7 protein-coding genes and 1 pseudogene are annotated in these 8377 nt (G+C 39.3%); 5 read left to right on the top strand and 3 right to left on the bottom strand.

The window, feature by feature from the left end; genetic code table 11:
• Window positions 1-813: 813 nt before the first annotated feature.
• From F6K40_RS28150 to F6K40_RS28135, 4 genes are all read left to right on the top strand, one after another.
• On the top strand, window positions 814-1875 hold the full coding sequence (locus tag F6K40_RS28150) for a vWA domain-containing protein (RefSeq protein WP_293140487.1): 1062 nt from the start codon (window positions 814-816) through the stop codon (window positions 1873-1875).
• Entirely contained in the window at window positions 1850-2023 is a 174-nt protein-coding gene (locus tag F6K40_RS28145) for a hypothetical protein (RefSeq protein ID WP_293140485.1), read from the top strand. The genes F6K40_RS28150 and F6K40_RS28145 overlap by 26 nt, the downstream gene beginning before the upstream one ends.
• Complete coding sequence (locus F6K40_RS28140) at window positions 2016-2213, top strand: hypothetical protein (protein WP_293140483.1); 198 nt, start codon at window positions 2016-2018, stop codon at window positions 2211-2213. The genes F6K40_RS28145 and F6K40_RS28140 overlap by 8 nt, the downstream gene beginning before the upstream one ends.
• 318 nt (window positions 2214-2531) lie before the next feature.
• Window positions 2532-2759: a hypothetical protein gene (locus tag F6K40_RS28135; protein WP_293140481.1), complete on the top strand. Its 228-nt coding sequence runs from the start codon at window positions 2532-2534 to the stop codon at window positions 2757-2759.
• A 127-nt stretch (window positions 2760-2886) separates the two neighbouring features.
• Here the strand turns inward: F6K40_RS28135 and F6K40_RS28130 are convergent, their stop codons facing one another.
• Window positions 2887-3342, bottom strand: a complete 456-nt coding sequence (locus F6K40_RS28130; protein ID WP_293140479.1) for a PIN domain-containing protein — start codon at window positions 3340-3342, stop codon at window positions 2887-2889.
• 390 nt (window positions 3343-3732) lie between these two features.
• On the opposite strand from F6K40_RS28130, the gene F6K40_RS28125 reads away from it, so the two are divergent.
• Window positions 3733-5637 (top strand): GTPase family protein, encoded by a 1905-nt coding sequence (locus tag F6K40_RS28125; RefSeq protein WP_293140477.1) that lies wholly within the window; start codon window positions 3733-3735, stop codon window positions 5635-5637.
• 103 nt (window positions 5638-5740) lie between these two features.
• Here F6K40_RS28125 and F6K40_RS28120 read toward each other — a convergent pair whose 3' ends face one another.
• Together F6K40_RS28120 and F6K40_RS28115 are read right to left on the bottom strand one after the other, a co-directional pair.
• Window positions 5741-7888 (bottom strand): pentapeptide repeat-containing protein, encoded by a 2148-nt coding sequence (locus tag F6K40_RS28120; protein ID WP_293140475.1) that lies wholly within the window; start codon window positions 7886-7888, stop codon window positions 5741-5743.
• Window positions 7889-8093: 205 nt separating this feature from the next.
• Window positions 8094-8377 (bottom strand): annotated as a pseudogene (locus tag F6K40_RS28115) (Uma2 family endonuclease); the annotation flags it as partial.

The following is an 8377-nucleotide window of genomic DNA, read 5'->3' as shown; positions in this document are numbered from 1 at the left end:
CCACGGAAAGTAGGTGATACCTCAACGAGCGAAATCCTTGCTGTCAGGAGCCGTGTGAGCTGGAAACTCTCATGCACGGTTTTGAAACAGAGGTGAGGGATAGTGATATCCCCATCGACTGTATCGGGACGAAACCCAACAAACCTTTACCAGGAACCCAACAAATCTTTGCTAGTATTTGATATTTTTATTTTACTTTCCATGTAATACCAATTTAAAAAATGGCTGCTCTAGAAAAGTCTATATCTGGCAAGGAATTATCATTACTCATTTGTAACATTATTTTATTGAATTGGTATAAGGGAGCAAGATGCTCCCACTGTTTCCTTGACCAAAATAATTACAATAAACCACTATTACAATGCACCACCACCAAGGTTTTTAGCTAGATGAACTACACCATCAAAACCACAATCCTTGTAGGGACGTTCCATGGAACGTCCCTACTGTTTTCTACTAAAATCAAAACTGCTCTAATATATAATCCAGTTGAAAAATAGTCATTGTGATGAAAGGAAGCAATCTCCGCGCACCCCTGAGATTGCTTCCTTTCACTCCGTTCCAGTCGCAATGACTAGACTATGGTAATTATCCAGATTTGAGATAATTTCTAACTTCTGACTTTTTAATTCTGACTTTTGACTTCACAGACTCCTACGGTTAATTTTTTCTCAACATACTATTGACGTTTTATTCAACATTAGCTAAACTATATATATAGGAAACAAAAAAAAGGTTTCAAAACGGACGAATGTATCCGCTGAAACCGAGGGATTTTTTGTGGAATTTTTGTCAAAAATTGGAGAAAAAAATATGACTAATAATATAGAAGTAGTTTTCAGTTTTGACACGACTGGCAGTATGTATCCTTGCCTAACTCAGGTACGTCGAAAAATTAAAAGTACCGTAACTCGATTAATATCAGAAATTCCCGGTATTCGGATTGGAATAATTGCTCATGGAGATTATTGCGATCGCGGCTCTACTTATGTGACTAAACATTTAGAATTATCTCAAGATATAGATAGTATTTGTAATTTTGTAGAAAAGGTAGAAAGAACCGGTGGAGGAGATGCGCCAGAATGTTATGAATTAGTATTAAATGAAGCTCAATCTTTGCCTTGGACGACTGGGGCGACTAAATCTTTAGTATTAATTGGAGATGATATTCCCCATCCAACAGCTCAAAATCCGCAAAGGCTAAATTGGCGAGAAGAGCTGAATAAATTATCAGATATGGGAATAACAGTATATGGAGTCCAAGCATTAAACCGTCGTCATGCCACAAAATTTTATCAAGAATTAGCAGAAAAATCTGGTGGTTTTCATGTAGATTTAGACCAATTTGCTTATATTAACGATCTATTTTTAGCAGTTTGTTATCAACAATCTTCCGACGAACAATTGCAAAATTATGAACAGGAAGTTATTGAAAATAAGCGGATGAGTCGCGGTTTAAGTAAGATTTTTAATACCATGTTAAACCGAGAAGAAACGACAGTTTATGAGTCGGCAGATTTACGGGCAGTTACGCCGGGAAGGTTCCAAGTTTTAGAGGTGGATGAGAATAAACCGATTAAAAGTTTTGTGCTAGAAAATGGTTTAACTTTTAATAAAGGGCGTGGTTTTTATGAATTTACAAAGACAGAAACTATTCAGAAGCAAAAAGAAGTTATTTTAATGGATCGGACAACTGGAGATATGTTTGAGGGAGAAGCAGCACGGGAAATGTTGGGTTTGCCTGATGGTGCAACGGTGCGAATTAAACCTAATAATTTGGAAAAATATGTGGTGTTTGTGCAGAGTACCTCGGTGAATCGGAAGTTGATTGGTGGCACTCGTTTTTTGTATGAAGTTGAAGATTGGAGGCGATAAATCAGTTATCAGTTATCAGTTATCAGTTATCAGCTTTTTTTGTCCAGAAGTCAAAAATAGGCCATTTGAGAATTATTGGGCCAGTAAAATTAGGTTATTTGTGGCGATCGCTAGCTGTACAAGAGAGGAGGTGAAAAAAAATGCCTGAGATTGAGTCTTGGGAAGAGTTTGAGCTTTGTGGAAGGTTGGAGGCGATAGAACTCCGTTCCGCTTCGCGATCGTCGCAATTTTTGTATTGCTTGACTGTCAAGGGTTTGGAGGATTTGGCTTGGGTAGGCTATTGCAATTTTTTCAATTTTTATGCTACTTTAATTATGGTCATCGCAAATGTACCTTGAAAATTAAATATGGACTGGGTTCTAGAACCCTGCAGTTTAAACTAACTAAAATCCCTATTAGGGATTGAAACATTGTACCAAGCCCGCCTGCTTACTGCGTAGTCCTGACAAGTTTAAACTAACTAAAATCCCTATTAGGGATTGAAACTTCTTATTAACGGAATATTTGGCCCTTCCTCCTACGTTTAAACTAACTAAAATCCCTATTAGGGATTGAAACTTATATGTATCAGACTTGAAAGGAATATTGTTAGCAATAATATGTTTAAACTAACTAAAATCCCTGTTAGGGATTGAAACAATTCAGTAAGCTTTATAATGACTAAAACCCGACAGGAAATTATCAGACAAGGACATAGAGCATTAATTGATTCTTTAGGAATTGTTGATGCGATCCGGTTTCTTCAATACTATAGCTCTGGTTATGGAGACTATACCCAAGAACGTCATCAGTGGTTAGACCAAACTCCATTAGAAGACATTCTGACCTCTATGAAACAGCAAGCAGAAGATAATAATAACCAGTATGATGAAATTATTCAGTAAAAGAATTCGGGTTATAAAGATTGAAATCTTTGGTTAATAGGTTAAGTCATATCAAATTGGTATAATATAAAATTTTTAGTTAGTTTCAAAAGAAGATTAGATTTTGGAAGAATCGAAGTATAGAGTTTCAATCTGCATATTCCATTACCCAACGCAAAGGATTATTAACTGCTACATTAATAACCTCAAGATTTCGTTGCGCTCTGTTAATTAATCTGTCATCTGTAGACAAAAATATGTCGGCATGACTACGTTCAGCACTGGCAATATGGGCAGCATCATAGCCAGAGAATCCTAATTTAACAAGTTCTGTAGAACGTTCTTCAAGAAATTGGCTGCTAACTACTTTGATTTTAGCGATTGCCAGAATGGCTAAAACTTTTTTTAGTCTTTCGGGATCTGGTGTCCGATCTAGTTCTGCTTCTAATGCAACACTCGTAATAAGTTTCCATTTTCCTAACTGACATTGATTTAAGATAGTGAGAATTGCCTGAGTTTCTAAAGCAATGCGGGACTGAGTTTGGTCATCATAAGGACGATTAAGACAACACGCATCTAAATAAATTCTGTATTTTTCACTCATAGGAGGTCTAATAAATCTTCATGTAACTGCCTATCCTAGATGTTTCGGTGCGTTCCGCTTTCCTGACGGAATGCGGAGCAAACGCTTTTCATGTCGCGCTCGCTATAAGTTTCATGTCGGACTTAGCCGTTAGCGGAGCTTTGCGTTAGCAAAAACGCACCCTACTAGACTCAATGGTAGCACGAGTTGTAGGTGTGTTAACAAATTGTTGTTGGGTTTCGTCCCTCAACCCAACCTACATTTATTGCAACATTTAAGATGAATAGGTGTGTTAACAAATTATTGTTGGGTTTCGTCCCTCAACCCAACCTACATTTATTGCAACATTTAAGATGAAACAGTCTACTACCGGACTAAACTTATTATATAGACAAACTTAATATATACAACATGGTACAATTCAAAAAATGGCAGTTAGCAATACTCGCTATTCCCCCCCTTGCTGTAGTCGCCTTCATAATGATATCCGCTGGCAGACAAATCAATAATTGGGGTATCAACTGGATCTGGGGAATATTCGCCCTTGTTTTTCTAGGATGGCGTTGGTTGCTCGTAAAATGGACTCGATCTACAGTTACACAAATGGAAGACGTAATAGCAGAAGTTAACCAACAAATTCCCACCACAGATAACACAACAACCTCACCCATAGAAAACGAAACCACTAAACAACTAGAAACCACCCTCCAAGAAATTCTCAAATCGTGTCGTAACGATCCCCCATTCTGGGAAGACTGGCAAATATTCTGGCAGCGTTGCCAAGAAGTGGTAGTTGCCGTTGCTAATGCTTACCATCCCGAAGTCAAATATCCCCTACTCAATATTTACATCCCTCAAGCTTACGGTTTAATTCGAGGTACAGTTGATGACGTAGACAAATGGATGCAAAAATTATCCCCTACTCTGAATCAAATAACTGTTGGCCAAGCATATCGGGGATATGAAATTTACCGCAAGTTAGAACCCTCTGCTCGGAAATTTTTCCAAGCTTTGGGTTGGACGCAATGGTTACTTAACCCGGTGGCAGCAGCAGCAAAATTGGCTAGTCGCCGTTACAGCGAAGAAGCAAATCAACAGTTGTTGCTCAATTTCAGTCAAATAGTGCGGGAAGTGGCGTTGCGAAATTTATCTCGACAGGCGATCGCTCTGTATGGAGGTAGCAATTTAGATTTTTCTGAGTCTGCTATTCCGACTCCGACTCTCCCGAAAGCAGAAACTCAAACTTTGGAACAAATTATTGCTAAAGCTGAACCTGCGGAAACTGTGGAGCAAAAACCTGTTAATATTTTGTTAGTGGGGCGCACGGGAGCGGGAAAAAGTAGTTTGATCAATACTTTATTTGAAGCAGATCGCGCCGAAGTCGATGTGTTGCCGAGTACGGATGAAATTAAAAATTATCAGTGGCAAACTGAAATGGGAGAAATTCTCAATCTTTGGGATACTCCTGGTTACGAACAAGCTAACCGCAGCGACTTGCGAAAATTGGTGCTTGACTATGCTGAAACTGCCGATCTATTGTTGTTAGTTACCCCTGCTCTCGATCCCGCGCTACAAATGGATGTAGATTTTCTCCAAGACATAAAAGGGGAAATTACAGATTTGCCTGCTATTGTGATGATGACGCAAATTGATCGTTTGCGCCCGATGCGGGAATGGCAACCACCCTATGATTGGATGTGGGGGAAACATGCAAAGGAAAAGTCGATTCGGGATGCGACTCAATATCGGGTAGAAATATTAGGAGATTTTTGTGCTCAAGTTTTGCCCGTAGTGACGGCAGATATTAAAAGTAATAGAAGTGCTTGGAATGTTGATGCCATATCGTTGTCACTGGTAGAAGCTATTGCTCCTGCTAAACAATTACGTCTAGCTCGGTTTTTGCGCGATCGCCAAGCTCGTTCTGTAGCAGCAGCTAAAATCATTGATCATTATACTTTTCAAATGGCAACGACTCAGGGATTAACTGCTTTATTGAAAAGTCCGGTATTGCAATTCATTTCTACCTTGACAACAGGTTCGCCAACTTTAGCTTATGTGCTAGCAGAAAAAATCCCCGTGGAAGAGTTGCCTATAGTTATTGGTAAATTACAGATGGCGTATGATTTGTTTTCCCTATTGAGTGGGGATACAAATTTGGGTAGTTTTGATATGTTAGCATTGTGGCCTTTATTATTAGAAAATCCGGCAACACCAGATCGTAACGCTTGGGCGTTTGGTCATGCTTTAGTGGAGTATTGGATGCAGAATTTAACTATTGAACAATTGCGGGAACGGTTCGAGAATTATTTAAAATAGGTAGTCCTAGCCTAAGAAACCGGGTTTGTGGGAAGTAGATGTTATAGAGTGGAGCATTTAAGACAAACCCGGTTTCTGCGCTTTTGGCAACCTTTTATTGAATTTATTTAGTTGATTTACCCTTTTGCAAATCTTCCAACGCTGCAATAATAAAGCTACTAGCAGGATGATTAAGTAATTGTTCGACTGCAGCAACTCCACCAGCTTTTATAGCACTGAATATTCTTTGTGCCTTAGTTGGATTATTATCAATTTGTGTAATTACTTCAGTAGCAATTTTCATTTTGCCTGCCGTTGTATCTGATGAGTAAGTTTCATCAAGCTGCTCTAATAATTCTTGAATATCTTTTGCTGCTTCTGCTAAATTTTGTTCCTGAGATTCGTGAATTGTACCAGCAACTTTTGCAGAGTCTTTAATTTCTCCTATGCTACCAGCTACACCATAATTTCCTCCTTTGTTGGCAACTGCACCATGAATTTCATTACCACTAATTTGGTCTCCACTACTTTCCGACATAGTACCTCCTTGATTATGATAATTTTCTGCATATATATTTGGGGATTGTATCACACTATCTACCCAAGCTTCCAATCGTTTAATTTGTCTATCTTTTTCTGCTCCTGCTGATATTTTTTCTGCTAATAATAGTTCTAATTGACTTGCTGGAAGTGCTTTCAGTCTATGATAAGTATCAAAATATTCTCCGTGTAACTCTGAATGATCTGCTTCAGGTGCAGTTTCAGTTTTTATCAACACACCCTCACGGTTTTTCCCCCGCTTTTCCATAGAAATTATTTCTAATCCTGCTTCTGGATGTTCTTCATGCAACTTCTGAAATGAATAGGCAACTATTCGAGCGTCAGGTTTTTGTGCATGATAAAAGTTGAGGGTTTCTATCATTGGAGTGATAAAATCAACAAATTCTCCCTCTTTAAAATTCCTATTCCAGTCAGCAGGTTCGCGGCGAGGATTATCGTTTAAAGTATCTTTGGCTGAAAGTTTGAGAAAGTCAGGTCTCTTTTCTGGAGGCAGACGCATATAAACATAATCGCATTTTATACCGTCTAGTTTAGTTCTGGTAGTTATCCCCCAGTCCTCAAGAAAAGCTCCTGTTAAAGTTGCACCTGTTAAATCAGCTTGATCTAAAAATGTTCCTACTAATTTGGCACGAGAAAGGTTTGCATCTTGAAGGTTGGCTAAGTTGAGATTCGCTTCTATGAAACTGGCATTAGTTAGGTTTACTCCCTGGAGATTGATTCCTTGGAGGTTAAAGCGATCTAAGTTGATGTTTTCACCTGCACCTGTTTTGACTAAATCTCTGACTTTGGCATCTTCTAAATAGGTTTCTCCTGGTCGTATGCGGTCTAATTTTATGGTGTTTTTCCAAATAGTGCGGATTATGTTAGCTCTTCTAAAATCTGTACTTTTGACAGTAGCATTGGTGAAGTCAGTATCAGTTAAATTTGCATCTCTGAAAGAGGTTCCACCTATTGCAGCAAAAACAATAGCTATAAAGTTAATTAGAATGTCTTTTCTCTTTCCTTTAATTATTTGATAAGTAGCGTAAGCACTTAAGAGTGTTTGGAATAAGGCGAAGGCTAAGGCTCCAGCGAAAGCGGAGACGGAGGCCAAGGCTCCAGCAACAGCAAAGATTCCAGCGACAGCGAAAGCAAAGACGATCCCAAAATTCCCACTGACGGCGCAGGAAAAAGCAAGTGCGAGGGCGACGGCGAGAGCGAAAGCAAAGGTGAAGGGGACAGGGAAGACTCTGGTGATGGCTCCAGCAATGGCGAAGGCGAAAGCGAAAGCTCCATCAAGGGCGAAGATAAAGGCGAAAGCGAAGACTAAGGCTAAGTCTTCTATTCCGCGACAAATAAGCGCTATCCAGAATGTAACCATTACAATTAAAGACACCCAAACAGCAATTCGATTATCTAGACTACTTGAATCAAAGATTTGTAATATAAAATATGAAATGAATAGATTCAAAAAAGCTGATATACCAACTAAAACAAAAACAACAGCAAGCAAAACTACCACCCAACGTTTTTGCAACCCTGCCTTGGCTCCACAGAATTTAGCCCTCGTTAGATTAGCCCCACTAAAATTAGTACCCCGAATATCAGCAAAACTGAAATCTGCATCAGACAAATCTTTTCCCTTAAAAGACAAACCTCTCAGATTAGCTCCTTGGAAATTTCGTTCACCTTGTTGATATTGTTGCAATATTTCACGTTTACGCCGATTCATATTTTTTATCTATTAAAAAGGATTTAGTTAAGGAAAATTGGAAAAATGACCACCCGTATCCCTACTCCTAACAATTGTAGGTTGGGTTGAGGTACGTTTCGCTACGCGACATGAAAAGCGGAGCTTATCCGCAGGATAAACCCAACAACAACAAATATCGGTATCTGTTGGGTTCGCTCTCGCTTAACCCAACCTACGTCTAGACCTACAAGATTTGATCGGGGTCAATACCTCTTTCTCTGAGTAACTCTGCTAGTCGGTCAGCAAGTTGCTGTTGCTGGTCCGCACGCTGTCGTTCCTGTTCAGCAAGTTGCTGTTGCTGGTCCGCACGTTGCCGTTCCAGTTCAGCACGTTGTTCTGCTTGTTCAGCACGTTGTCGCTCTTCTTCCCTAGCTTGGTCTAATTCTACAGGAGTCAGAAATTTTCTCCCATCTGGTCGATATATTTCCAAAGTTTCTGGTGTAATTTGAAAGCGAATACCTAAACGGG

Origin of the sequence: Okeania sp. SIO3I5, assembly GCF_010672085.1 — a bacterium.
Taxonomy (GTDB): Bacteria; Cyanobacteriota; Cyanobacteriia; order Cyanobacteriales; family Microcoleaceae; genus Trichodesmium.
The sequence above is the reverse complement of the archived record's forward strand: the minus strand, read 5'-3'. Positions and strand labels throughout refer to the sequence as shown.